30 protein-coding genes are annotated in these 24,417 nt (G+C 66.3%); 20 read left to right on the top strand and 10 right to left on the bottom strand.

What is annotated here, in order from left to right:
* Window positions 1-26 precede the first annotated feature (26 nt).
* The 3 genes from C491_RS19575 to C491_RS19585 all read right to left on the bottom strand — a co-directional run bounded on the left by C491_RS19575 (window position 27) and on the right by C491_RS19585 (window position 2,528).
* A complete protein-coding gene (locus tag C491_RS19575) occupies window positions 27-317 on the bottom strand; it encodes a PadR family transcriptional regulator (RefSeq protein WP_005559536.1) in 291 nt (96 codons plus the stop codon).
* Between the two features lie 821 nt (window positions 318-1,138).
* Window positions 1,139-1,369, bottom strand: coding sequence for a hypothetical protein (locus C491_RS19580; RefSeq protein ID WP_005559537.1), 231 nt, complete (start codon window positions 1,367-1,369; stop codon window positions 1,139-1,141).
* Between the two features lie 298 nt (window positions 1,370-1,667).
* The gene (locus C491_RS19585; protein ID WP_005559538.1) at window positions 1,668-2,528 is read right to left on the bottom strand and encodes a hypothetical protein; all 861 of its coding nucleotides are present in this window, start codon (window positions 2,526-2,528) and stop codon (window positions 1,668-1,670) included.
* Between the two features lie 172 nt (window positions 2,529-2,700).
* Between C491_RS19585 and C491_RS19590 the strand changes: the two genes are divergently transcribed.
* Complete coding sequence (locus tag C491_RS19590; RefSeq protein WP_049892393.1) at window positions 2,701-2,931, top strand: hypothetical protein; 231 nt, start codon at window positions 2,701-2,703, stop codon at window positions 2,929-2,931.
* A 9-nt stretch (window positions 2,932-2,940) separates the two neighbouring features.
* Window positions 2,941-3,357, top strand: coding sequence for a PIN domain-containing protein (locus C491_RS19595; protein ID WP_005559541.1), 417 nt, complete (start codon window positions 2,941-2,943; stop codon window positions 3,355-3,357).
* An 84-nt stretch (window positions 3,358-3,441) separates the two neighbouring features.
* On the opposite strand, the gene C491_RS19600 is transcribed toward C491_RS19595, so the two are convergent.
* Window positions 3,442-3,864 (bottom strand): hypothetical protein, encoded by a 423-nt coding sequence (locus C491_RS19600; RefSeq protein ID WP_005559543.1) that lies wholly within the window; start codon window positions 3,862-3,864, stop codon window positions 3,442-3,444.
* A 72-nt stretch (window positions 3,865-3,936) separates the two neighbouring features.
* On the bottom strand, window positions 3,937-4,149 hold the full coding sequence (locus C491_RS19605; RefSeq protein WP_005559544.1) for a hypothetical protein: 213 nt from the start codon (window positions 4,147-4,149) through the stop codon (window positions 3,937-3,939).
* A 177-nt stretch (window positions 4,150-4,326) separates the two neighbouring features.
* Here C491_RS19605 and C491_RS19610 point away from each other — a divergent pair, with 177 nt between their 5' ends.
* Entirely contained in the window at window positions 4,327-6,516 is a 2,190-nt protein-coding gene (locus C491_RS19610) for a glycoside hydrolase family 32 protein (protein ID WP_005559545.1), read from the top strand.
* Here C491_RS19610 and C491_RS19615 read toward each other — a convergent pair.
* Together C491_RS19615 and C491_RS19620 are read right to left on the bottom strand one after the other, a co-directional pair.
* The gene (locus tag C491_RS19615) at window positions 6,513-7,892 is read right to left on the bottom strand and encodes a glycoside hydrolase family 68 protein (protein ID WP_005559546.1); all 1,380 of its coding nucleotides are present in this window, start codon (window positions 7,890-7,892) and stop codon (window positions 6,513-6,515) included. The genes C491_RS19610 and C491_RS19615 overlap by 4 nt on opposite strands.
* A gap of 64 nt (window positions 7,893-7,956) precedes the next feature.
* Window positions 7,957-9,111 (bottom strand): SPFH domain-containing protein, encoded by a 1,155-nt coding sequence (locus C491_RS19620; RefSeq protein WP_005559547.1) that lies wholly within the window; start codon window positions 9,109-9,111, stop codon window positions 7,957-7,959.
* A 252-nt stretch (window positions 9,112-9,363) separates the two neighbouring features.
* Here C491_RS19620 and C491_RS19625 point away from each other — a divergent pair, with 252 nt between their 5' ends.
* A complete protein-coding gene (locus C491_RS19625; RefSeq protein ID WP_005559548.1) occupies window positions 9,364-9,783 on the top strand; it encodes a universal stress protein in 420 nt (139 codons plus the stop codon).
* Between the two features lie 95 nt (window positions 9,784-9,878).
* Here C491_RS19625 and C491_RS19630 read toward each other — a convergent pair whose 3' ends face one another.
* Window positions 9,879-11,216 (bottom strand): MFS transporter, encoded by a 1,338-nt coding sequence (locus C491_RS19630; RefSeq protein WP_005559549.1) that lies wholly within the window; start codon window positions 11,214-11,216, stop codon window positions 9,879-9,881.
* Window positions 11,217-11,420: 204 nt separating this feature from the next.
* Here C491_RS19630 and hisC point away from each other — a divergent pair, with 204 nt between their 5' ends.
* From hisC to C491_RS19685, 10 genes are all read left to right on the top strand, one after another.
* Window positions 11,421-12,548 (top strand): histidinol-phosphate transaminase, encoded by a 1,128-nt coding sequence (hisC, locus tag C491_RS19635; RefSeq protein WP_005559550.1) that lies wholly within the window; start codon window positions 11,421-11,423, stop codon window positions 12,546-12,548.
* Window positions 12,545-13,090 carry an adenylate kinase family protein gene (locus tag C491_RS19640; RefSeq protein ID WP_005559551.1) on the top strand — a complete coding sequence of 182 codons (546 nt, stop codon included), beginning with the start codon at window positions 12,545-12,547 and terminating at the stop codon, window positions 13,088-13,090. The genes hisC and C491_RS19640 overlap by 4 nt, the downstream gene beginning before the upstream one ends.
* Window positions 13,087-13,698 carry a CDP-alcohol phosphatidyltransferase family protein gene (locus C491_RS19645; protein ID WP_005559552.1) on the top strand — a complete coding sequence of 204 codons (612 nt, stop codon included), beginning with the start codon at window positions 13,087-13,089 and terminating at the stop codon, window positions 13,696-13,698. The genes C491_RS19640 and C491_RS19645 overlap by 4 nt, the downstream gene beginning before the upstream one ends.
* Before the next feature lie 78 nt (window positions 13,699-13,776).
* Window positions 13,777-14,319, top strand: coding sequence for a multiprotein bridging factor aMBF1 (locus C491_RS23900; protein ID WP_083909396.1), 543 nt, complete (start codon window positions 13,777-13,779; stop codon window positions 14,317-14,319).
* Window positions 14,320-14,368: 49 nt separating this feature from the next.
* Complete coding sequence (tpiA, locus tag C491_RS19660) at window positions 14,369-15,013, top strand: triose-phosphate isomerase (protein ID WP_005559556.1); 645 nt, start codon at window positions 14,369-14,371, stop codon at window positions 15,011-15,013.
* A 40-nt stretch (window positions 15,014-15,053) separates the two neighbouring features.
* Window positions 15,054-15,446, top strand: coding sequence for a hypothetical protein (locus C491_RS19665; protein WP_005559557.1), 393 nt, complete (start codon window positions 15,054-15,056; stop codon window positions 15,444-15,446).
* Between the two features lie 64 nt (window positions 15,447-15,510).
* On the top strand, window positions 15,511-15,933 hold the full coding sequence (locus tag C491_RS19670; protein ID WP_005559558.1) for a DUF3054 domain-containing protein: 423 nt from the start codon (window positions 15,511-15,513) through the stop codon (window positions 15,931-15,933).
* A 376-nt stretch (window positions 15,934-16,309) separates the two neighbouring features.
* Window positions 16,310-16,525 carry a hypothetical protein gene (locus tag C491_RS19675; RefSeq protein WP_005559559.1) on the top strand — a complete coding sequence of 72 codons (216 nt, stop codon included), beginning with the start codon at window positions 16,310-16,312 and terminating at the stop codon, window positions 16,523-16,525.
* 51 nt (window positions 16,526-16,576) lie between these two features.
* On the top strand, window positions 16,577-17,575 hold the full coding sequence (locus C491_RS19680; protein ID WP_005559560.1) for an ornithine cyclodeaminase family protein: 999 nt from the start codon (window positions 16,577-16,579) through the stop codon (window positions 17,573-17,575).
* 135 nt (window positions 17,576-17,710) lie between these two features.
* Window positions 17,711-18,712, top strand: a complete 1,002-nt coding sequence (locus C491_RS19685) for a DHH family phosphoesterase (RefSeq protein WP_005559561.1) — start codon at window positions 17,711-17,713, stop codon at window positions 18,710-18,712.
* A gap of 20 nt (window positions 18,713-18,732) precedes the next feature.
* Here the strand turns inward: C491_RS19685 and C491_RS19690 are convergent, their stop codons facing one another.
* Window positions 18,733-19,182 (bottom strand): Hsp20/alpha crystallin family protein, encoded by a 450-nt coding sequence (locus C491_RS19690; RefSeq protein WP_005559563.1) that lies wholly within the window; start codon window positions 19,180-19,182, stop codon window positions 18,733-18,735.
* Window positions 19,183-19,319: 137 nt separating this feature from the next.
* On the opposite strand from C491_RS19690, the gene C491_RS19695 reads away from it, so the two are divergent.
* From C491_RS19695 to C491_RS19715, 6 genes are all read left to right on the top strand, one after another.
* A complete protein-coding gene (locus tag C491_RS19695; RefSeq protein WP_005559565.1) occupies window positions 19,320-19,997 on the top strand; it encodes a type 1 glutamine amidotransferase domain-containing protein in 678 nt (225 codons plus the stop codon).
* A gap of 44 nt (window positions 19,998-20,041) precedes the next feature.
* Complete coding sequence (locus tag C491_RS23440; RefSeq protein WP_005559566.1) at window positions 20,042-20,215, top strand: hypothetical protein; 174 nt, start codon at window positions 20,042-20,044, stop codon at window positions 20,213-20,215.
* 67 nt (window positions 20,216-20,282) lie between these two features.
* Window positions 20,283-20,486, top strand: coding sequence for a hypothetical protein (locus C491_RS19700; protein ID WP_005559569.1), 204 nt, complete (start codon window positions 20,283-20,285; stop codon window positions 20,484-20,486).
* Window positions 20,487-20,545: 59 nt separating this feature from the next.
* Window positions 20,546-20,983 carry an RNA-binding protein gene (locus tag C491_RS19705; RefSeq protein ID WP_005559571.1) on the top strand — a complete coding sequence of 146 codons (438 nt, stop codon included), beginning with the start codon at window positions 20,546-20,548 and terminating at the stop codon, window positions 20,981-20,983.
* A 94-nt stretch (window positions 20,984-21,077) separates the two neighbouring features.
* Complete coding sequence (locus C491_RS19710; protein WP_049892395.1) at window positions 21,078-21,923, top strand: bile acid:sodium symporter family protein; 846 nt, start codon at window positions 21,078-21,080, stop codon at window positions 21,921-21,923.
* A 223-nt stretch (window positions 21,924-22,146) separates the two neighbouring features.
* Window positions 22,147-23,886 (top strand): YcaO-like family protein, encoded by a 1,740-nt coding sequence (locus C491_RS19715; RefSeq protein WP_005559575.1) that lies wholly within the window; start codon window positions 22,147-22,149, stop codon window positions 23,884-23,886.
* Here the strand turns inward: C491_RS19715 and C491_RS19720 are convergent.
* Window positions 23,877-24,368: a hypothetical protein gene (locus C491_RS19720; RefSeq protein ID WP_005559577.1), complete on the bottom strand. Its 492-nt coding sequence runs from the start codon at window positions 24,366-24,368 to the stop codon at window positions 23,877-23,879. The two genes, C491_RS19715 and C491_RS19720, sit on opposite strands and share 10 nt — an antisense overlap.
* Window positions 24,369-24,417 lie beyond the last annotated feature (49 nt).

Here is a 24,417-nt window from a genome sequence, read left to right on the forward strand (position 1 = left end):
CCGAAGAGAGGGAAAGACGACGCCGACTACGACTCCGAGAGCAGTTCCTCGACGTACTGCTGTTCCCACTCGCGGCGCGCCTCGAGTTCGCGCTTGCCCCGTCGAGTGACGGTGTAGAAGTTCGTCCGTCGGTCGACCTGCCCCTTCTCGACGAGTCCCTTGTCGACGAGCGTGTCGAGGTTCGGGTACAGCCGCCCGTGGTGGATATCCTTCTCGTAGTACTCCTCGAGTTCCTCCTGGATCGCTAGCCCGTGGGGCTCGTCCTCGCCCTCGATGACGTACAGGAGGTCCCGCTGGAAGCCGGTTAAGTCATACATGTTTCCTCGGTTGAGCTATTGATATAATACGATATCGGAATCGACCGATTTCGAACTGGGTCAGCAGTGCTCTCGACCGGACGGTCCAGAAGGACGATCACCTCGTGAGGTCCACGTCGGTACCACGGCACTCGGGACAGATTCGTTCGCCCCCGACTCTCGGGTCCCCGTCGCGAATCCGCCAGTTGAGTTCGTTTGCGCCCCCGCTCCAGCGGCAGGTTCGACACTCGGATTGCATCGGCTTCGGTACGCCGTGTGAGGTGATACCTCTTTTTACACGGTGGCGAACCGGTAGTCGGATCGAGACGAACTCGCGAGACGTCCTCGGGGGATGACTCTCACGGGTGCAAGCATCGAGCGCGCACACGGCGAACGGTCGAAACGGACGAACCGGCGACGACACCCTCGCGTAGCGTTGCGGTCGGACGAAACGGGACGGTACCGGGAACCGCTCACTCGGTCGTTGCGTACGGATCAGCCGGTGCGCTCTCTAGCACTTCGAACGACGTCCCCCCGCAGGAACACTGGCGGACGCCGATCGGTTCGATCGCTCCGCCGTCCGACTGCCGGACTGCGAATACGTTTCCACACTTCGCACACGTTCCAGCAGCCCTGGTTTTGGACGCCATACACGTTGCATCGCCATCAAGTAACATAAGGCGTCCGTGAATACAACCGTAGTACTCGAGTTGTTACTACGGGTGTAACAACTACGTCGTTCGGCGGGCAGATGGCGCGGTCGCGTTCGACTCTCCCTGTCGTCGGATCCGCCTAGAGGGGGACAGATGGCGAGGGCAAGCCGGGTCGGTTCAGCCACACCTTCAGTTGCCACTGAACGTCGTTGCACGCTCGCTCACGAGAGGACGCTCGGAGATCGGGCCGTTTTCGGCCTCCGGGCGCTGTTCGTGAGCAGTGTAAAAAGCGTTCCAGCCGTAGCTGTAGCGGCCGAACGCGCCGAGAAACCGCGCGAGGTGAAGTCCCGCTTCAACTCGCTCCGTGTGGTTCGTATCTGGTTCGTGGTGCGAGGTCGGTGGGATCGAGGGTGAAGGCATGACCTCTGACCGTTAGGGCAGTTCGAATAACTCCCCCACCGACCACCTGGTTCTACTTAGGGTGGTTACAATAATCTTTTTATTAGTCAGGTGTAATAAGAAGTTCAGAGCTGCGACTAAACATATTAGAGGGACCGCCGTTCAACTGTGGACCGATATGTCTCGCGTCAGAGCCACGGATCGATACGGACGTTTCGACCGACCGACGCTCGAGTCGCTCGAGGCGTGAGGTCGGACGCTTCGAAAGAGCAGCGATGGGGGGAGGGGAGTGGCCGAGGAAACTCACGAGCGATGCCTGTCAGAGGCAGTATTCCTCCGGCCGTTTCACAAAATAACACGCTGGAATAAATACTTTCTGTCCGAAGATACTGACGGTGGACATCGTCTGGAGCGGCGCTATGCTGCCGGGAACGATGCTCGAGACGACGTGGATCTCGAAGAACCGTGGTGGCGGACTGCCTGGCGTCGTCTGGGTTTCGTTCGTTGCGATCATCTCCGGGTCGGGGCTCGTGATCGTGACGCAACGTTTCGGGCGAATCGGAGCGGAGAACGCGGGCTGTGTGGCGGAGTCGACGGCAATCCAGAGGACGCCGGCTCCCGTCACTGTAACTCGAGCTCGAACCCCCCACGTTCCGTGCTCGTCGTACTCGTGTGCCGTTCGATACGTCCCGCGATCCGGACACGAGTCCGTCAGCTCCTCGTCGACCGGCGCGACCGCGCACCGCTGTTTGATGGCGTCGCCCGGCTCGAGAACGGTCTCCACTTCGACGTCGTTGCGTGCGATTCGTCGCTCCAGTCGAGCACAGCCTTCCTCGTCGAGCAGGGCGGCGTCGACTTCGTCCGCCAGCCCGATCTCGAGTTCGTCGGTAACGCGCCGTTGCGGGAACGCGAACTCGGACTGCGACTGCGTCCACGTCGCCGGTTCGTCGCCCACGTTTTCGACCGCGATCTCGAGCGTCGGAACGTCGGTCTCCGACAGCCCCTCCTCGAGGGATTCGATCTCGAACGAGAGCGGATCGATGTCGTCGTCCATCGACCCGAGCGAGAGCGTCATCTCCGGGTCGCTCGCGTCGGTCGCATCGGTCGCCTCTCCGAGGCAGCCGCTGGCGGATAGCCCGAGCGCGGTACCGACGCCGGCGAGGACCGTCCGTCTGTTCATGGCCGATATCTGGCAAGTACAGATAAAGCCTTCCTTCAAAGTGAAACGGCTGTTTCACTCGGTTCGTCCATCGGGTCGCTCTCGAGCGACCCGAACCGTCTCGTCGCGTCGCTCGTGCAAGACCGTGAACTAACCGAAAAGCACAGTATTCTGTGTACCCACAGAAGCCTGTATGCCCAGTATTACGGTCAACGTGGACGACGACCTCAAAACGCGCATGGAGAACCATCCGGAAATCAACTGGAGCGAGGTCACGCGACAGGCCATCCAGGAGAAGGTCGAGACGCTCGAGATGATGGACGAACTCACCGGCGAGAGCGAACTTACCGAGCGCGACGTTCAGGAAATCGCCGATAGGATCAACGAGCGTGGACGCAAGCGCATCGACGAAGAGTCGGCGTAGACTCGACGGATGAAGCTGGTCATCGACGCCAACGTTGTCATCTCCGCACTCATCGCCGACTCGAAAACGCGGGAACTTCTCGTCACACTCGAGCCGGATCTCCTGACGCCCGAATTCGTCCACGACGAAGTCGAGAACTACGAGGATCTGATCGTCGAGAAATCCGGAATGAATCCGGATCGCGTAACCCAGTTCATCGACCTCTTATTCCAGTATATCGAGGGCGTTCCTGCCGACGACTTCCATCCGGCTATCGAGACGGCAGAAGCGGCAATTGGAGACACCGACCCTGACGATGTGCTGTATCTCGCGTGTGCGATCGCCAGCGATGCTGCAATCTGGAGCGACGATTCCGACTTTGACGAACAGAGCCTGGTCGAGACGTATTCGACGAGTGATGTGGTTGCCTCGTTCGACACACGCTAATTCGGTCGAGTCGCCCCTCAGCACTTCGATACTATAGACAGATGAATACGAGTCGATCTTCCGCGGTGGAGTAACTGCCGCCCCTCACTCCCGTCCAGTTCCTCCATCGAGTCGCTCTCGAGCGACCCGAACCGTCTCGTCGCGTCGCTCGTGAAAGACCGCGACGCAGTCGGGCACTCGGCCGTCGAATTCGATCTCGAGGACGTACTCGACGACGCCGAGACACTGCACGCAGAAGCCGTCCGGTTCGTCGACGCCGACCGTCACCTCGAGTGCGTCGCGCTCGTACGAAACTGACTCGAGGACGAGGACGTGACAGGGCGTCGGCGTTCGGATGAGTCCCTCGAGGACGAGCGTGCCCCCGTCGATCCGAGCCGTCGCCGCGTCGTCCTCGTCGCTCGCACAGCGCTGCTTGCGGCGCTCGATCGACGCCGTCGCGTCGTCATCTCGGGCGACGAACGCGCCGAACCCGGTTGCGAGCCCGCCCAGCAGCGTTCGCCGTCGCATACTGTACTCGCCTACGGCGCGGGATAAATCGCTTTGCCGTCGTCGGGCGACGTGCCCGAGATCGGCCTCGAGCTACCGGAGTCGGTGAATCACGCGCAGCAGGATCGAGGTCGCCGTTCCGATCCCGGGGATCCGCGTCGAGAGCGCGGCTGCAGCGAGCAACAGCAGTGCGCTCTTGGGTCGCCCGCGGGCGAACGCGAGCCCCGCGTCGATCACCGTCGAGACGATACTGAGCTTGTTCGCCGACGAGCCGCTGAAACCGCCGTTGCTGGTGTTTGTGGACATCGTACCCCTTGTAGGGGCGCCACGAGGAAATAGTACGCCCCTGAACCTCCAGGTGGAGACCGGACGGCTGGCCGACGCTTCGGTCGCTTTCGCCGAATCCGCTCGCTCCGGAGCATCGATCCAAGTCCGACCCCACGTCGGCACGCCTATTACGGTCCGACGCCGCGTTGGGAGTAGATGAGCGAACCAGCGGAGACCGTCGGATTCCTGGTCGCCGGCGAGCCCTCGCCGGAACAGCGCGCCGCCCTCGAGTGGTGTGCGGCGGCCGGGGTCGACGTCGAGACGATCTCACTCGCGGCCGTCGCCGAAGGTGGCGCCCGGCTCGCGGCGTACGACGTCCTCTGGTGGCACCGCGCCGAGCCGGCCGATGACGCAATCGCCGAGGACGCACGCGCTGCGCTCGAGGCGTTTCTCGGGGACGGCGGCGGGCTCTTGCTGTCCCTGCGGGCGCTCGAGGCCGTCCCCGCACTCGGGATCGACCCGGTCGGCCCCGATACCGCGGGAACGGAGGCGGGGACGACGGGGCTGCTCGTGAAGTCGCTGCGCGCCGACCGTCCCGTCTTCGAGGGACTCGAGGGGTTGCGGGTGCCGACCGCCTCGCCGGAGGCCGAGCAGCCGTTCGCGCGCTACCAGGGGATCCTCCCGCATCGGGGAGCCGTCCTCGCGAGCACGCTCCGGGCCGACGGGGAACGGCCACACGAGACCGCGCTGCTCGGCTGGCGGATCGGTGACGGCGACGTCGCCGGGCTCGGGACGGGAGTCCGATTCGACGAACCCCTTCCCGAGGAGGCCGCCCGCAATCGGGACCGTCTGCTCCGGAACCTCTTCGCGGTACTCGGCGGGAGGGATCGACTGCTCGAGCACGATCCCGGGGGAACCCCCGCGCTGTCGGCCGACCGTGACCGACTGGCCGACGACCACCACCGTCCCCGCTATCACGTGTCGCCGCCGGGCAACTGGCTCAACGACCCCAACGGGATGATCAAGTGGAACGGGACGTACCACGCCTTCTACCAGCACAACCCGGGCGGTCCCCATCACGGCACGATCCACTGGGGGCACGCGGTGAGCGACGATCTGGTCACCTGGGAGGACCGCCCGATCGCGCTGACGCCATCACCGGACGGCCCCGACCGCGACGGCTGCTGGTCGGGCTGTGCGGTCGACGTCGACGGGACGCCAAAAATTCTCTACACCGGGGGCCGGGACGACGTGCAGCTTCCTTGTCTGGCGACCGCGACGGACGACGAGCTGACGGGCTGGAAGAAGTCACCCGAAAATCCGGTGATCAAGTCGGTCCCCGTCGAGCCGCCGCTTCGCTCGAGCGAGCACTGGCGCGCGGAGTTTCGCGACCACAACGTCTGGCTCGAGGACGGCGTCTGGCACCACCTCATCGGCTCCGGCATCGAGGACGGGGGTGGGACAGCCCTGCTCTATACCAGCGACGACGACGACTTCACCGACTGGACCTACGAGGGGCCGATCCTCACCGGTGCGGCCGAGACCGACGGCGTGATCTGGGAGTGTCCGGAGCTGCTCGACCTCGGCGAGAAGCGGCTGTTACACGTTTCGAACTACGAGGAGGTCCGCTACTACCTAGGCGACTACGCCGACGGCTCGCTCGAGGTCGAGCGGACGGGGCTGCTCGATCACGGCGCGTTCTACGCGCCCCAGTCGCTGCGCGACGACGACGGCCGGTGGCTCACCTGGGGGTGGATCAAACCCGACCGCAGTCACGAGTTCCAGTGGGACGCGGGCTGGTCGGGCACCCTCTCGCTGCCCCGCGAGATCGATCTCGACGAGGCGGGTCGGCTCCGACAGCGCCCCGCGGCCGAGTTGACCGCACTCCGAGAGGAACGCGGCTACGACGGCTCTCCGGTGCTTACCGACGAACGCCGCGACCTTCCCCTCGACAGTCGGTCGTTCGAGCTCCGAGCCGAGATCCGACTCGACGACGCCGACGAATGCGGGCTCGTCGTGCGAGGATCGCCCGACGGCGAGGAGGAGACCCTGCTGCGGTACACCCGCGAGAGCGACCTCGTCGTCGACCGGTCGGCGTCGACGACCGACCACCGGGCCTCGAGCGAGCCGATCTCGATGCCCGTCACGCCGGTCGACGAGAGCCTGTCGCTGCGGCTGTTCGTCGACGGCTCGGTCCTCGAGATCTTCGCGAACGAGCGCCACTGCCTGACGACGCGGATCTTCCCGACCCGACCCGACAGCGACGGTATTTCGCTGTACGCCGCCGAGGGACGGGCCGTCTTCGAGGATCTCGAGGTGTGGACAATGGGCTCGGCCTGGCCGAACGTCGGGGCTGAACGCGAACGCGAGCGGGGGTCGGAACGCCCGGTCGGTCCGGAACGCTAGTACTCGCCGCCGCCGTCCCCGCCCCGGTAGGAGGAGAACAGCGTGGGGAGGTTCTCGCGGGGCAGCGGCAGGTGGCCGTGATCCAGCACGCCGAGCACCCGCGTCTCGGTCCCGTCGACGCCCAGCCGAACCGTCGGGGCGAGGGTGCCGCCGAACCGACGCTGTTGCTCGTCGTCGGGGAGGTGTGCGACGTCGTCGAGCGAGAGCCCGCGCAGGTCGTAGTAGTTGAAGAAGCTGCTGACGAGGATCTCCTCGCGGTGGGGGTAGGCCAGCCAGGAATAGGTCTGGAACGGCGCGCTCTCCGGATTGGTAAGCACGAGTCCCGACTCGTTCAGCGGGACGTACTCGCCCCGCAGCGAGTCCGCGACGAAGCCGTACAGCGCGTCGTACCCCTCGAGTCCCTCGGCGAAAGTGTGCTCGTGACTCGAGAGGAAGAGGTAGTACCGCCCGTTCTGGACGACCAGATGCGGACGCTCGAGCTCCTGGTTCGTCCCGACGCCCTCGAGGATCGGCGACTCGAGTTCCCACTCGGTCGGATCGCCCGACGGCGAGACGGCAATCCCGACGCTGCCGTTGAAATCGAGGTGTTCGGGGTCGGCGTCGTACCGATCGCTCTCGAGTTCGGGGTCGGGAACCGGCGTGTTCGCCTCGAACAGCAGGCAGGTCTCGCCCGTCTGCGGGTCCTCGAAGAACCAGGGGTCGCGGAAGGTGTAGATCATCCCCCGGGACTGCTCCTCGCGCTCGTACTCGGTGCCGTCGGGCTCGAGCAGGATCTCGTGGTCGAACGGCCCCGAGATCTCGAGGCCGTCGTCGTCGGTTTCGATCGTCCCACCCGAACCGACGGCGAGGCGCTGGGTGTAGGTGAGATCGGTCTCGTCGCGGGTTCCCGAGGCGGTGTAGTAGAGGTACAGCTGGCCGTCCTCGTCGTCGTCCGCCACGCCCCCGCGACGGTCGTACAGCGCCGAGCCGGCCCACTGGCGCGAGCCGAACGGGACGCTGTCGCCGGACTCCGTCCGGCTGCCCGCGGAGCGTTGCTCCGCGCTCTCCTCGAAGACGGGGCCGCCACAAGTCCACTCCCGGCCGTCCCGCGAGTAGAAGTACCGAATCGTCGCCACGTCGTGGCGTTTGCCCGGCAGGAGGTCGGCCGGCGCCGTCAGCGAGAAGATCACGCGGTAGCCGTCGATCTCGGCGATCGTTCCGTCACGATTGCGCAGGAGCCAGGTGTCCCAGACGTGTACGTCCGGATCGATATCCTCGGCGGGCGGGTAGACGACCGGCGCGAGCGTCTCCTCGCTGCGCCGGATCGCGGCCGCCTGCGAGCGCGTCCACCGCGAGATCGTCCGCTCCTCTCGAGCGGACTGCGGATCGTCGTGCATGCTGTAGCGTCCGCAAGCGCGGTAGAAAAACGATTTGGAGCGCGAGTGCGACGCGGTCGTCGATCTACTGGCTGTCGACTTCCGACTCCTCGCCCGGCGTCTCTTCCTCGTCTCGCGGCACGTCGATGCTGTCCGGGCTCTGGCCCATGTCCTCGCCCTCCTGGATCGCCTGGGCCTCCTTTTCCATCTCCTCGACGTCCATCTCGAGCTCCTCGTCGATCTCGCCGAGGATCTTGCTGATGTCGTCGAGGCCAATCAGTTCGCGAGTTTCGTCGTCGAAGTCGAGGCTCTCGAGCTGGCGGTCCTGTTGCTGGACGTCGCTGCCCGAGAGGTGCTTGCCGTAGCGTCCGACCATCGACGTGAGCTCCTGGGGCATGACGAAGGTGGTCGATTCGCTCTGACCGATGTTTTCGAGGGCGTCCATTCCCTTGTCGATGACCGCACGCTCGCCCATCGATTCGGCGGATTTCGCCCGCAGGACCGTCGAAATCGAGTCACCCTGCGCCTCGAGAATCTGGCTTTGCTTCTCACCCTGGGCGCGGATGATGTTCGACTGCTTCTCCCCTTCGGCCTTCTCGACGGCGCTGCGGCGTTCACCCTGTGCCTCGAGGATCATCGCGCGCCGTTTCCGTTCGGCGGAGGTCTGCTGTTCCATCGCGCCCTTGACGTCCGGCGAGGGAGTGACCTCCCGGACCTCGACGCTCTCGACGCGGATGCCCCACTCGTCGGTGGGTTCGTCAAGCTCCTGGCGGATCCGCTCGTTGATCATCTCCCGGCGGCTGAGCGTGTCGTCGAGCTCCATGTCGCCCAGGACCGCACGGAGGGTCGTCTGGGCGAGATTCGAGACGGCGTTCTTGTACTCGTCGACCTCGAGGAACGCCCGTTTGGCATCCATTACGCGGATGTAAACGACGGCGTCCGCGGTGACGGGCGAGTTGTCCCGCGTGATCGCTTCCTGGGTCGGCACGTCGATCGTCTGGGTCCGCATATCGAACGTGTAGACCCGCGAGACGAACGGCGGAACGATGTTCAGCCCCGGCTGGAGCAGCTTTCGGTACTCCCCGAAGACCGTCAGTGCACCCCGGTTGTAGGCATCGACGATCTCGACCATCTGCCAGACCGTGATCGCAGCGACCGCGAGCACGAGCGCTCCGATAAACAGCATCGGATCGATCCCCGGATCCTCGAGTTGGAGGACTGTCGCCACCAGTTCGTTCATACTCGAATCAGGGGTTCCGTTCGAATAACTCTTCGTTCAGGAATATGTGAGAGAGTAGCACTTTCCGGTCGAGATTGCCGGTATCGTCCGGATTCCACCGACGGCTCCGAGCCACGAATCGGCGGATCACCTCTCGGTAGCCGTCCCGATCACCCGCAGGATGGTCACTCGAGCTCGACTCGACCAGTGGTCGACCCGGCGCCTTGGGAAGCAGGCACAACCCTTTCGGGTAGCGCTACCGTTGCTGGACGCATGAACGAACGGTTGCTGGTTCCGATCGACGACTCGGATCCTGCTCGAGCGGCGCTCGAGGAGGCGACGGAACTGTTTGATCCCAAAGAGATCGTCCTGTTGCACGTTCTCGAGCTGGACGAGGTCACCTACGGCGCGGCCGGCGCCGCGGCGGAAGGCATTCGGGAGGAACGCGAGGAGGAAGCCCGGGAGCTGTTCGACGACGCGCGGCGAACGCTCGGCGATGACGTCTCCGTCGAGACGGTGCTCGAGACGGGCGACCCGTCGTCGGTGATCGTCAACGTCGCCGAGGCCAAAGCCGTCGATCACATCGTCATGGGGAGCCACGGTCGGTCGGGGCTCTCCGGAATCCTGGTCGGCAGCGTCGCCGAGAACGTCATCGGGAACTCACCGGTCTCGGTGACGATCTCGCGGCCGTAGCGTCCTCCTTTTTCGAACTCGTGTAGCGCCCGTTCGTTGTCGAAACCGCTCGAGCGAGTGCTACCCTCGGCGTAGTCGAAACGGACGGTCGTCAGTTAGTGCATCGCCGATTCGTCGATCTCCTCGGCGGGTTCGGGGCCGAAGAACTTCAGCAGGATCGAGACGCCGACGCAGATCGAACTCAGCGTCACGATCACGATGAACCCCCACGCGTAGCCGATCTCGCCGTAAATGTCCACGAACACGCCGAGGATCGGTAGCACGAGGAGGGTTCCGGCGCCGCCGATTCCCCCGATCCAGCCGGAGGCGCCGCCGACGGCGTCGGGGACGTACTTCGGAACGAGTTCGAACACCGCCGCGTTCGCGACGCCCATCCCCGTGCCGAGCACCATCATTCCGACGAAGGCAGGGATCACGGCCTGGGAGACGGTGGCGATACCGGCGCCGATCACCATCACGGCGAAGCTGACGGCGGCGACGTTCTCGCCGCCGAACCGGTCGCTCAGGCTGCCGCCGGGAATTCTGACCAGCGAGCCGTAGACGACGAAGACGCCCGCGAACAGCCCCGCCATCGCGAGGCTCATTCCGTGGAAGAGGTTCCAGTAGGTCGGGTACCACGTCGTCAGCGCGGTGAAACCGCCCCCGTAGGAGACGGTGTAGAGGAAGACGAGCACCCAGGTCCAGCGGTTCGTCGAGGACTCCTTCAGCGAGTCCCAAGTGCCGCCGCCAGGGAAGACCTCCTGGCCCATATCTTCGGCGACGCTCTGTGCTCGGTCGCTGTCGAGTCCCTTGTCGAGGAGCTGGAAGTAGTACGGGTTGGCGCCATAGACGAAGTACAGCGCGGTCGCGGCGAGCATGAAGACGAGCCAGCTCGAGTATGCGAGCGCCAGTCCCGCGACCCCGATGAGGAAGGGAATCACCGAGTTGATGATCCCCGGTCCGATGTTCCCGGCGCCGCCGAAGACGCCCATCGCGAACCCCTGTTTATCCTCGGGGAACCAGTAGGAGGTCTGGGCGATACCGACCGAGAACGTCGCGCTGCCGGCGCCCGCCAGGATCCCGAAGACGAGCAGCGGGACGTACAGATGGGAGCCGAAGTTGTCGGGGTAGAACAGGAACAGCGTCGCGACCAGGCCGACGAACCCGACGAGCGTCATTCCCATGAGGATGAGAATGGGCTTTCGCGCGCCGATGTCGTCGACCCAGGCGCCGAACGGCACCCGGAGGAGCACCTTGCTGATGTGAGGTGAAGACAGCAACAGTCCCAGCAGCGCTCCGGAGATCCCGAGCGCCTCCTGGAAGGTCGGGCCCGCCACGCCGTAGAAGGCGATCGTCGTGAGACCGGCGAAAAACGACAGCGTTGCCATAATCAGCCCCCGTCTGGGGTTCCCCGTAAGATCGTACTCGTCACTGTGGTCCGCGTCCTGAGCCATATGCGTACACAAAATTGTCTGTATTGGAACAATTCTCTGCCTTCACGACAAAGCACTCTTAGTGGGGGTAGGGGCTCTAAGAATTGTAGTCGGGGTATTGAGCCGTCCAAATTTATCTACTCGAGTATAATTTTCAGTTGGTTCTGGTGCGGCCGACGAGAGCAGGTGAGCACCCTTAAGAGCCGCCGGAAACAGGGTTCGCGTATGCAACCGCGCGACCTGTCCGAACACGTCGCCTACGAGGCGGGGCGAGGCATCGAGGAGGTCGCCCGCGAACTCGGGCGCGACCCCTCGGAGTTCATCAAGCTCGCCTCGAACGAGAACCCGCACGGCCCCTCCCCCGCGGCCGCGGACGCCATCCGGGAGGCCGCCGGGAGCGTGAGCTCCTACCCCAAATCCACGCACACCGATCTCGCCGACGCGGTCGCCGACCGCTGGTCGGTCGACCCCGCGCAGGTCTGGCTCGCAAACGGCGGCGACGGCGCGATCGACTACCTCTCCCGGGCGATTCTCGAGCCGGGCGACGACGTCCTCGTCCCCTCGCCGGGCTTCGCCTACTACGGGATGAGCGCGCGCTTTCACCACGGCGGGGTTCGAGAGTACACCCTCGAGCGCGAGGCCGACTTCGCACAGACCCCCGAGACGGTGCTCTCGGCGTACGACGGCGAGCGGATCGTCTACCTCACGAGCCCGCACAATCCCTCGGGGTCGACGATCGAACTGGCGGCCGTCGAGGTGATCGCCGAGGAGACCGGCGAGGACACCCTCGTCGTCGTCGACGAGGCCTACGGCGAGTTCGCCGACGTCGACAGCGCCGTTTCCCTGCTCGAGGGCCGGAACGGGTTCGAGGCCCGCGACGACGTCGCCGTCCTGCGGACGTTCTCGAAGGCCTACGGCCTCGCGGGCGTCCGACTCGGGTACGCGATCGTTCCCGACGAGTGGGCCGACGCCTACGCCCGGGTGAACACCCCCTTCGCGGCCAGCGAGATCGCCTGCCGTGCAGGGCTGGCGGCGATCGACGACGACGAGCACGTCGAGCGAACCGTCGCGACGGCCCGGGACTCCCGCGAGTACATGCGCGAACGGCTCGGCGCCCGTGTCTGGCCCAGCGAGGGCAACTTCGCGCTCGCGGCGGTCGGCGACGCGACGGCCGTCGCCGAGGCGACCCAGGAGCGAGGCGTCATCGTCCGGGACTGCTCGAGCTTCGGCCTGCCGGGCTGTATCCGGATCACCTGTGGCACCGAACGCGAAACCGAACGCGCCGTCGAGACGGTAAACGCCGTCCTCGAGGAGCTGGAACTCGAGCGAGAGCCGGAGGTGACCGACACGTGAGGATCGCCGTCACCGGAACCCCGGGAACGGGGAAGACCACCGTGACGGAACTGCTCGAGGATCGGCTCGCGGACGGCGAGTCGCCGATCGAGGACGACGCCCTCGAGGTGGTCCACCTCAACGAGGTCCTCGAGGAGGAAGAACTCTACACGGCGATCGATCCCGACCGCGAGAGCAAGATCGCCGATCTCGACGCGCTGGCAGAGCGTCTCGCGAACTACGAACACGCGGTGATCGAGTCACACCTGGCACACCACTTCGAGGCGGATCGTGTCGTCGTTCTGCGCTGCGAGCCCGCACAGCTCGAGCAGCGCTTGCTCGAGCGCGGCGAGCGCGAGGCCAAGGCCGGGGAAAATGCCGAGAGCGAGGCCCTGGACGTCGTCCTCGCGGAGGCCGTCGAGGAACACGGCCTCGAGTCGGTCTACGAGATCGACACCACGGATCGCGACCCCGAGGCGGTTGCGAGCGAACTCGAGGCCGTCGTCGCGGGCGACCGTGAGCCGAGCGCCGGCGAGGTCGACTTCGTGGGGTATCTGGAATGACGCTGGATCAGCTCCGTCCGTACGTCTCCGGAATTCTGGACCCGTTCGTCGAGGGGTTCGACCGGCTGGGGATGACGCCCAACGGCGTCAGTCTGCTGGCGTTCGGGATGGCGGTGCTGGCGGCGCTCGCCTTCACGCTCGGCGGGCGGGTGGCGCCGATCTGGTTCGTCGCGGCCGCGATACTGGTCTTTCTGAACGGCTGGCTCGACGTCATCGACGGGGCGCTCGCCCGCGAGCAGAACGTCGCCTCCGCGGGCGGGGACCTGCTCGACCACGTCATCGACCGCTACGCCGACATCGTCATCATCGGCGGACTCGCAGCCGGCGTCGAGAGCTACTTTCTGGGCTTTCTGGCAGTGACGGGCGTCGTGATGACCTCGTACCTGGGTACGCAGGCCCAGGCAGTGGGACTCGACCGAGTCTACGGCGGGCTCATCGGCCGCGCGGACCGGCTGGTGATCATCGGCCTCGTCGGCTTTCTCGCCTACCCGATCTCCGGCGTCTACGGCGGGCTAACGCTGATCGGCTGGCTGCTGGTCTTCCTCGCGGTCGTCGGCCACATCACCGCGCTCCAGCGCTTTTACTACGCCTGGATCGCCCTCGAGTAACCGTCCCTCTCGGCGCCGACTCCGGGGGACTGGGACCGCGCCGCATGGTTTATGACGTCCCGCGATATAGGTTCGGTCATGGTTCAATGCGAGATGTGTGGCACCGAGACGTCGTCTCCGAAGACGATCAAGGTCGAGGGTGCGAAGCTGGACGTGTGTTCGAACTGTACGGAGTTCGGGACGGAGGTGAAACAGCCCAGTAGCTCGAGCTCCTCCACGAAGTACTCGACCAGTTCGAGCTCTTCGAGTTCGTCCTCGAGCTCCGGCGGTGCCGCGAGCGGCGGCTCGACGTCCTCGAGTTCCGGCGGCTCGCGCCGCCAGGACATGTTCGACGACATGGACGAGCTGGCGACCGACTACGACGATCTGGTTCGGAACGCTCGCGAGAGCAAGGGGCTCAGCCAGTCGGATCTCGCGAACGAACTCAACGAGAAGGCGAGTCTCATCCGCAAGATCGAACGCGGCGACACGCTCCCCAGCGACCGCGTGCAGTCGAAACTCGAGAGCCACCTCGGAATCGACCTGAACGCCGAGGGCGGCTCGGCCGAGGACTCGGAGTGGTCGGGCGGCTCGGCCTCTGGCAGCTACACCCTCGGCGACGTCGTCAAGCGCAAGGACTAGCCGGGACCGACTCGCAAGCTATTTCTCTCCGGCGACGGCCGTCTCTGGTATGTTCGTTCTCGTCAACCTCAAGACCTACCCGTGCGATCCGATCGAGGTCGCGGAGGCCGTCAGCGACGTCGACGACCGGACCGACGCCCGACTGGCCGTCGCACCCCAGGCCGCCCACCTCGAGCGCGTCGCCGAGACGGGCGTCGAGACCTGGGCCCAGCACGTCGATCCGATCGATCACGGCAGCAACACCGGCCACACGCTCGCCGAGTCGGTCGCCGACGCGGGCGCCGACGGCACGCTGATCAACCACTCCGAGCAGCGCCTGAAGCTGGCCGATATCGACGGCTCGGTTCGTGCGGCCGAACGTGCCGACCTCGAGACGGTCGTCTGTGCGAACAACCCGGCCCAGATCGGCGCCGCGGCGGCGCTCGGTCCCGACGCCGTCGCCGTCGAGCCCCCGGAACTCATCGGCACCGGCACCCCCGTCAGCCAGGCTGACCCCGACGTCGTCGAGGACGCCGTCGACGCCGCCTCGAACGTCGATTCGGCGGTTTCCGTGCTCTGTGGCGCGGGCATCAGCACCGGCGACGACGTCGTCGCCGCGGGCGGCCTCGGCGCCGAGGGCGTCCTGCTGGCAAGCGGTGTCGCGAAGGCCGACGACCCGGCCGCGGCGCTCGAGGACCTCGTCGAGCCGCTGTAGCGGGTAATCGTTTTTAGGGACACCGGCCCAACTCGGAGGTATGTCACCGGACCACGCCGTCGATGTCGCGCTCGAGAACCGGCTGATGAGCAACGGGATCTACGTCACCGACGTCTCCTGGCCCGACGGCGGCGGTGGCGAGGCGCCCGCCGACGGCGCGGCGATCGACCTCGAGTACGAGACCGTCGCCGAGGCGCCGTTCGTGACGACCGACGAGGTGAGCTCCGTCGTCCGGATGTTGCTCTCGATCGCCGAGGAGCGCGACTGGACGCCCGGTCGTCTCGAGGTCACCTCGCTGTCGACCGACGGCGAGTTGCGGGGGCACTGGCACGTCGAGGAGGAGTGGTTCGCGGGACTCAACGACGAGCTCTCGGAGGTAGAGTTCTCCCAGCGCGTGCTCGGGACGGTCACCGGGCCGCCCGAGGCCGAGTAACCGCGTTCCGGCCCTGTGAGAACGAACCGAGACATCGATATGGACGCAGTCGCGAGAGTCGGGCATGGACACACCGGCCCGCTCGTCCGCGTTCTCGATCGACCGGGAGGGGCTTGCGCTCGGCGCGGTCGATCTCGCCTTGCTCGCCGCGATCATCGTTGTCGGCCAGCTGAGCCACGGCGTCGACCCGATCGGGGAGCCGCTGGCCGCCCTCGAGACGGTCGTCCCCTTCGCCGTCGGCTGGCTCGCGATGGCTCCGCTGACCGGGCTGTACGCGCCCGGCGTCGCCACGTCGCTCGCTCGCACCGTCCGCCTGACGACGGTGGCCTGGGTCGCGGCTGCGAACGTCGGTCTGATCCTGCGGGCGTCGGCGCTGTTCGACGGCGGCGCGGTCTGGCCGTTCCCGCTCGTGATGACCGGGTTCGGTCTGCTCGCGCTCGTCGGCTGGCGCGGGGCCTACGCGGTCTACGCCCGCTCCCGTCGCTGACTGCACCGAAACGGTTCCGCCCGACGACTCCGAACGCTGACCCTCCACCGAGCCTCTCAGAAACCGAACAGGATGTTTTCTTGCTGATACGCTCAGCAGATAATGTAATTATCGATCGTGTTCTTTCCCGCGTTCGACGATTAACGGGCGCAAAACGCCTCTATCGGGCTATTTTTTGGGTTTCAGCCGATAGATAGTCGGCGCGCTATGGGGGATAGCTCGCTTCAAACCGATGGTTTCGCTCCCTGTCATATCGACATGAATTTCCCATAAGTTATGCAAATCGCTCCTCGCTAATACGAGTTAGAAATAGGTCCAGTATCAGCTAATTATGGGAAACACTTATACCACTATTCCGCATAGTATAGAATACATTATGACTGGATACTACGACATTGTTCTCGGCCTCATCCCAGTCGCACTGCTCGGCATCACCGCTGCACTGACGTTCGTCGGCCTGTCAGTGACGGCGGCGGTACCGGCCGGAGCGTTCGCCGCAATGACGCTCATGGGCCACGCAATGTTCGTCAACGCGCCGCTCGACTCGACGGACGACGTCCAGTCGACGCCCCAGCCGCTCAACGCGGACTGAATCCGATCTCGAGCCGATATCCCTTTCTCCCTTCCCGTTGTTCTCCCCGGTGTGACCGACACCCTGTTTCTGACGAGCGAGGACGTCAACGGCCTCGCGACACCAGCCGAGTACGTCGACGCCGTCCGCGAGGGGTACCGACAGCGCGGCGAGGGTGCCCCCGCCCAGCCCAGATCGAAGCTCGTTCGTGACGAGCCCGCGGGGATGCTCACCGGCTACACCGCCATCCTCCCCGACAGCGGCGTCATGGGTGGATACACGTACAGCGCCGGGTTCGGCGCCGAGGACGCCTGGTTCGTGTTGCCGCTGTTCGACGCCGACAGCGGGGCACCGCTGGCGCTGTTCGACGGCGCGAGCCTGAACCCGTTCAAGACCGGCGCGGCCGGCGCCGTCGGCGTCGACGCCCTCGTCCGCGAGGACGCCGACACGCTCGGGATCATCGGTAGCGGCGCCCAGGCACGCGGCCAGCTGCGGGCGACGGCGACCGTCCGCGACCTCGCCGACGTGCGGGTCTACTCGCCGACGGCCGAGAACCGCGAGGCGTTCGCCGCCGACTTCGACGCCGAACTCGAGGCCGACGTCCGGGCGGTCGCCTCGAGCGCCGACGCGGTCGCCGGGGCGGACATCGTGATCACGGCGACGCGGGCGAGCGACCCCGTCTTCGACGGGAACGACCTCGAGCCCGGGACCCACGTCACGGCGATGGGTCAGTACGGAACCGACGGCCGCGAGCTGGACACGACGACGATCAAGCGGGCGACGTACGTCCCCGACCTGCGGGAGCGGGCGACGTTCGATGCCGGTGCCTTCCTCGCGGCGCTCGAGGCCGGCGTCGTGAGCGAGGACGACGTCCACGCCGAACTCGGCGAGGTCGTCGCCGGGGTCGCGCCCGGCCGGACGAGCGCCGAGGAGATCACCGTCTTCGACAGCGGCGGCACCGGGGTCGAAACGGTCGCAGCGGCGAATATGCTTTACGAGCGCGCGAGCGAGGAGGGGCTCGGCACGGAGATTCCGTTCGCGCCAGCCAGCGAGGCGTTGACGGGTAACTGAGCGAACGGGTACACGCCGCTTACCGACGGTGATTGCGACATATGGCGCTGCTACCTCGCGATAACGTTTAATTTCCAGTGTAATTCCTGCGAAACCGTAGGGGCGTTCAAACGTTTCGACCCCCTACGGCGTCCCATGTCACGCGCGGCCGAGCTCGCCGCGGTTCTCGAGACCCGCGACTCGCTTGCGATCGTCTGTCACGACAACCCGGATCCCGACTGTCTGGCCAGCGCGCTGGCTCTCGAGGCGATCGCCGACGACGTCGGCGTCGGCGAGGTAGCGATCGCCTACGGCGGCGACATCTCCCACCAACAGAACCGTGCGTTCGTCTCGGTCCTCGAGATCCCGCTGCAGACCCTCGACGGGATCGAGCTCGACGACTACGACGCCGTCGCGTTCGTCGACCACTCCCAGCCCGGGGCCAACACCGAGCTGCCGGAGACGGTTCACCCGGAGATCGTCGTCGACCACCACCCCGGCGATCCGATCGAGGGCGCGTTCGTCGACGTCCGCGTCGACTACGGCGCGACAGTGACGATCTTCGTCGAGTACCTCGAGGAGCTCGGGATCGAGCCGACCCCCCGGCTGGCCTCGGCGCTGCTGTTCGCGCTCCACCGGGAGCGGCTCGACTACGTTCGGCGTCCGACCCGCCGCGAGTACGAGGCCGCGCTCGCCGTCTACCCCGAGGCCGAACTCGAGGCGCTCGACCAGCTGTACGGCAGCGCCTTCTCCGCGGCGACGCTCGACGCTATCGGTCGAGCGATCGCGACCCGCCAGCGCCAGGGGTCGTCGATGGTTGCTACCGTCGGCCGGACTCCCGAAACGGACGCACTCCCACAGGCCGCGGACTACCTGCTCAACCTCGAGAACGTCGACACGGTGTTGGTCTACGGCGTCGTCGACGACGCGATCCGGCTGAGCGCCCGGTCGATCGATCCCGAGATCGACATCGGCGAGGCGCTCGAGGCGGGCTTCGACGAGCTCGGCTCCGCCGGCGGCCACCACGACATGGCCGGCGGTCGGATCGAGCTGGCGGCGATCGTCGACGACGTCGATCCCGAGGCCAGGGAGCTGCTGACGGTCGTCGGGAGCCGGCTCCCGGATCGGTTCTTCGAGGCCCTCGAGGCCGAGGGCTGAAAGCAGACAGCGTGCCCGTCTCAGTCGATGTCGATCGCGTGCGAACCCTCGCCGGGCTCGAACTTGGGCAGGCGGATCGTCAACACGCCGTTGTTGACCGTCGCCTCGATCCCGTCGGCGTCGACGGGCTCCGGGAGCGTGAGCTGGCGGCTGAACGACTCGAGTTCGCGCTCGCGGCGAAGGTAGCTGTCGTCGCGCTCGTCGGTCGTCCCGTGTTCGCGTTCGCCGCTGATGTAGAGGGTTTCACCCGAGAGTCGGCTATCGAGGTCCCCGGATTCGTAGCCGGGCACGTCGACGGTGACGACGAACTCGTCGCCGTGGTCGGCGAGGTCGAGCGTGGTCGTTGCGCTGCCGAAGGCGAACTGCTCGCCCTGCTCGTCCTCCCAGTCCCTGGCAGCCTCCTCGAACTGGCGGTTCAGTCGGTCGAACAGTTCCTCGAGGCGGTCGAAGGGGTTTCGTCGGCCGGCCATAGCAGTTCGAGTCTCCACCGTCGTCCCCAAAAACCCATTCACGAGCCCCGGGACTGTCACCGGTCCGGACGTGTCGACTCGCGAACGCGGCAGCATCCAGGCTCGTCGTTTTCCGTCTTCCGACCCTCGCTTCGGGTATGACGAAAGCGCTGTTCGTTGTCAGCGAGGAAGGCTACTGGGGCGAGGAATGCATCGAGCCGCTCGAGACACTCTCCGACGCCGGCGTCGAGATCACCGTCGCGACACCGTCCGGCGGACCGCCCGAACTCGACGAGACGTCAGCCGATCCCGACGAGGTCGGCGAGGAGACCGCCGAACACGTCCGCGAGGTCCACGAGAGCGACGAGCGGCTGAACGATCCGATCCCGGTCGCGCGAGCCGACGGCGAGGCCTACGACGCCGTCGTCTTCCCGGGCGGCCACGGCACCGAGTGGGACATCAACCAGGACGTCGACGCCCGTCGACTCCTCCGTGAGGCCGTCGAGGGTGACGACGGAACGGCCCTGGTCGTCTGTCATGCCGTCGGCATGCTCGGGTTCGCCCGCGACAGCCAGGGCGCCTTTATCGTCAACGGCCGCGAGGTCACCGGCTTCCCCAACGAGTGGGAGGAAGACATCGTCGACGAGAACGACGTGATGCCCGACGGCCGCAAACTCCCCTACTGGGTCGCCGACGAGGTCGAGGCCGCAGGCGGCGAGTTCGAGCCCGAACTCGACGCCGACACGAGCGTCACCGTCGACGGCGACCTGCTGACGGCCCGCGGCCCCGAGTCCTCGAGCGCCGCGGCCGAAGCGCTGCTCGAGGAACTCGAGTAACTCCGAACCGGGCCAGTTATCCCTCCGGATTGCCGAGTTCGGGTGTGACCGCCGACCCGACGCCGCCCGAGCGAACGACCGAGCTGCGGAGCGAAAGCTACCGAATCACCGTCGACGACGGCCGGGATTCGTTTTTCGCCCTGAGCATCGAAGACGCCGAAAACGACGACGCGTGGCTCATGTCCGACACCGTCTACGCCCTCGAGAGCATGCGGTAGCCGGCCCGCCGCCGGCTCCCCCGTGGCGAATCAGTCCCTTTTTACCCCGCGCCGGGGAACAGCCACTATGAGCTTCGAGAAAGACGACGACGTCGTTTTGCACGACGAGCACAGCGAGTTCGACGGCGAGACCGGCACCATCACCCAGACGATGGAGTCGATGTTCGGCGACGTCACCTACACGATCAGCTTCGAGGACGGCCAGGAGACCGGCGTCCCCGAGGACTCCCTCGAGGCGGCCGACGGCGCCGACGAGGACGACGAGGAGTAACCCGACGAGACGACCCGACGGTCGTCCTCCGGAACCAGCGATCCGCACTGTACCCGCAGATGCCACAGATACCCCTTCACTACGTCGACTTGCGGGCGTTTTGCTACGCCACCGAGGACGAGAAACGCGTCGAGCAGGCGCTTCGAACCTTCCTCCCCAAGGAGTTCGAGATCGAGCGCGTCGAGAGCGAGGGCCACTACGGCGACCGCATTCTGGTGCTGTCGGCCCGCGTCGAGAACGCCGACGACGTGCGCCACGTCCTCTCGCGGCTCGCCGACCTCGAGGACCTCGACGGCCTCCTCGGCGAACTCGACGACCGCGTCACCGAGAACACCGAACTCTTCTTGCGCCTGGACAAGCAGGCCGCCTTCGGCGAGGAGGTCCGCCTCGGCGAGGGGATCACCTTCCGCGCGAAGGTCGAGGCCTACCCCGCCAAGAAAGAACAGGCCGTCGACAACGCCGAGGAAGTCCTCGAGCGCCTGCGAGACGAGGAGTAGTCCTCGAGCGTAGCGTTCCGTTCGCCTGCCGACGCGAAACAGGAGCGCCCGTACTGTAAGGCTTCGAACCCGCCGACCAGACCGTGAGCACGACATGATAGCGGTGTCAGTTGAGACGGCCGTCGAGGTCGCGACGACGATCTTCGTCCTCACGACGATGTTCTCGATCGGGATGGAGCTGTCGCTCGGTCAGTTACTGGCTGCACTCCGCAAGCGGCGACTGATGGCGAAATCCCTGGTCGTCAATCTCGTGGCGATCCCGGTACTCGCGTACCTGCTCGTTCGTCCGCTTTCCGTGGAGGCGGGATACGCGGCGGGGATCGTGCTGATCGCCGTGGCTCCCGGCGCCCCTTTCGGGCCGAAATTCGCAGAAATAGCGAACGGTGACATCGAGTTTGCCAGCGGCCTGATGGCGGTTCTCGGAATCGTCTCGGTCGTGACGATACCCGTCAGTCTGGCGCTGCTTCTGCCCGGAACCGTTGCCGTCGATCCGCTCGCGATCGGGTGGATGATCTTCGGTATTCAGCTCCTCCCCCTGCTGGCAGGGATGGGGCTCGACTTCAGGTACTCCGCCGTGACAAACTGGCTGTACCCGCCGGTACAACGGCTCTCCGATCTCTCGTTTCTCTTCTTGCTCGTCCTCCTGTTGGCTGCCTATAGCAACGAGATGCTCTCGCTCATCAGCACGGGAACGCTGTTCATTTCGGTCGTCATCATCGCCGGGTCGCTACTGCTCGGGTACGTACTCGGTGGACCGGGACGGAACACGCGGGAAGTGTTGGCGACGACGACCGCCGCTCGAAACGCCGCGATCGCGCTCTTTATCGCGACGACCAGCTTTTCCGATCCCGACGTGCTGATGGTCGTGCTGGCGTTTTCGTTTATCGGCGTCGTTCTCTCGGGACTCCTCGCCGGAAAGTGGAGGCGACCGGTGACGTGACGCCAGACCGCCGTGGAATCCGCTTTTCGAGTCCGGTCCGGGTGCCGATTCCTGTCACGTTCGCCCGTCTCCGTGACGAATCGACCGATCTGACCAGCGACCCGGACCGGGTCGGGTACGGAGCGTGTGCGACTATCCGCTGATACCTGTATCCCGGCACGATCCGGCGTCGTCCCGCGGTCGCTCCGGAAATGACTTACAGCAGACCGTACGACGATCCGGTATGCACGTTTCCGTCGTCGGTGAGGATCCCGTTCGCGACGCCGTCGAGACCGCCCTCGAGGACGTCGACGTCTCGGTCCGTTCGGCCGGACCGGCAGCCCTCGAGGACGCCCGTTTTGCCGTCGTCAGCGACGTCGCCGGCGCGGCGACGTTCGAGCGAGCGAACGAGGCGGCGCTGGCGGGGGGGACTCCCTGGATCGCCGTCGAGATCGGCGGCGTCGGCGGCCACCCGATCGCGGAACTGGACGCTGCCGTCTCCGGGTTCGCCCCCGCGACGGGCTGTTTCGACTGTCTGCGTGCCCGCGTCGAGTCACACCTCGAGTCCGCTGAGGACGAGCCCAGCGCCGACTCGAGCGCGGCCCGGTTCGCGGGCGCGCTGGCGGGTCGAGAGTGCGTACGGGTGCTGTCGGGCGAGGAGCAGTCGGTCATCGGCCACGTCGTCGAGGTCCCCCATAGCCGACGACGCGTCCTCCCGGTACCGGGCTGTGACTGTGGCGGCGAACGGGATCGATCCCTCGAGCGCGACGACGAGTCGTTCGATCTCGCACACGCCGTCGAGCACGCCGATCAGGCGATCGACGACCGGGTCGGGATCGTCAGCACGATCGGCGAGGTCGAGTCGTTCCCCGCGCCGTACTACCTCGCGACGACGGCCGACACGAGCGGCTACAGCGACGCCAGCGCAGCGAACCAGGCGGCGGGGGTCGACCCCGACTGGAACGCCGCGCTGATGAAGGCCGTCGGCGAGGGGCTCGAGCGCTACTGTGCTGGCGTCTACCGGGATAGCGAGTTCGAACACGCGAGCGAGGCCGACCTCGAGCGAGCGGTCTCGCCGACCGAGCTCGTTCGACCCGACGACGCTCCCGAGTACGATCCAAGCGAGGAGCACCGCTGGGTCGAGGGCGAGAGCCTCGAGACGGGCGAGCGGACCTTTCTGCCGGCCGCGGCCGTCCAGTTCCCCCAGCCCGGCGAGCGACTCGTCCCCGCGATCACGACCGGGCTCGGCCTCGGCTCCTCGACGGTCAACGCTCTGGTGTCGGGACTGACGGAAGTCATAGAGCGCGACGCGACGATGCTGGCCTGGTACTCGACGTTCGAACCCCTCGGGCTCGCCGTCGAGAGCGAGACGTTCGCGGATCTCGAGCGCCGCGCAGCGAGCGAGGGGCTCGCGGTGACGCCGATGCTCGTCACCCAGGACGTCGACGTTCCCGTGGTCGCGGTGGCGGTCCACCGCGAGTCCGCGGACGGGGACGGCGAGACCGAGTGGCCGGCGTTCGCCGCGGGCTCGGCGGCCGGTCTCGACGCCGCCGAAGCGGCGACGGCGGCGCTCGCGGAGGCGCTACAGAATTGGATGGAGCTGCGCGGACTCGGCCCCGACGAGGCCGCGGAGGCCTCGGCCGCGATCGGCGAGTACGCCTCGTTCCCCGAGCCCGCGCGGGCGTTCGTCGACGTCGATCGGACGGTTCCCGCGGCGAGCGTCGGTCCCGATCCGGCGCCGACCGGCCGCGAGGCGCTCGAGGAACTCGTCGCACGAACGGTCGACGCCGGACTGGAGCCCCACGCAGCGCGGCTGACGACCCGTGACGTCGAGGGGCTGGGCTTCGAGGGCGTGCGAGTCGTCGTCCCCGGCGCCCAACCGCTGTTCACCCGGGAGCCGTTCTTCGGCGAGCGCGCCCGGGCGGTGCCGGCCGAACTCGGGTTCGAGCCTGCACTCGAGCGGCCGTTCCACCCCTACCCCTGATCCGCGTCGTCGTCGCCATCGCCGTCGCCTTCGGAGCCGTCGTCGTGTTCCTCCTCGAGTTCCTCCTGTTCCTCTTCGGCTTCCGTCTCGTCCTCGATGATCTCGAGTTCGATCTCGTCCTCGTAGAGGCTGATCAACACGAGGTCCGTCTCGTCGGTGATCGTCCCCATCTCGACCAGATCGTCGACCTCGTCGTTGCCATGTCGGGTGACGCGGAACTGCTGATCTTCGCCCTCGATGTGGGGTGGAGCGACGCGCTCGCCGGGCGTGATAGTGAACGCTTCCTCGTAGCTCTCCCGGCCGTTGCCTCGAGCCACGGCGTCGAGGCTCACGTCGTACGGGTGATCCCCGTCGTTGGTGATCTCGACCGGAACCGGGCTCTGGAGGCTTCCCGTGAAGTGGTCCTGGACGCCGTCGATACAGCCCGCGAGACCGACGAGCGCGACGGTCCCGGCGGACTGCAGTACCCTGCGGCGGTTCACGCTCGATTCTCGGAGCCGAGCGACCGTCAGTATTACTTTTCGGCCCCGC

This window comes from Natronococcus amylolyticus DSM 10524 (assembly GCF_000337675.1).
GTDB classification, from domain to species: Archaea; Halobacteriota; Halobacteria; order Halobacteriales; family Natrialbaceae; genus Natronococcus; species Natronococcus amylolyticus.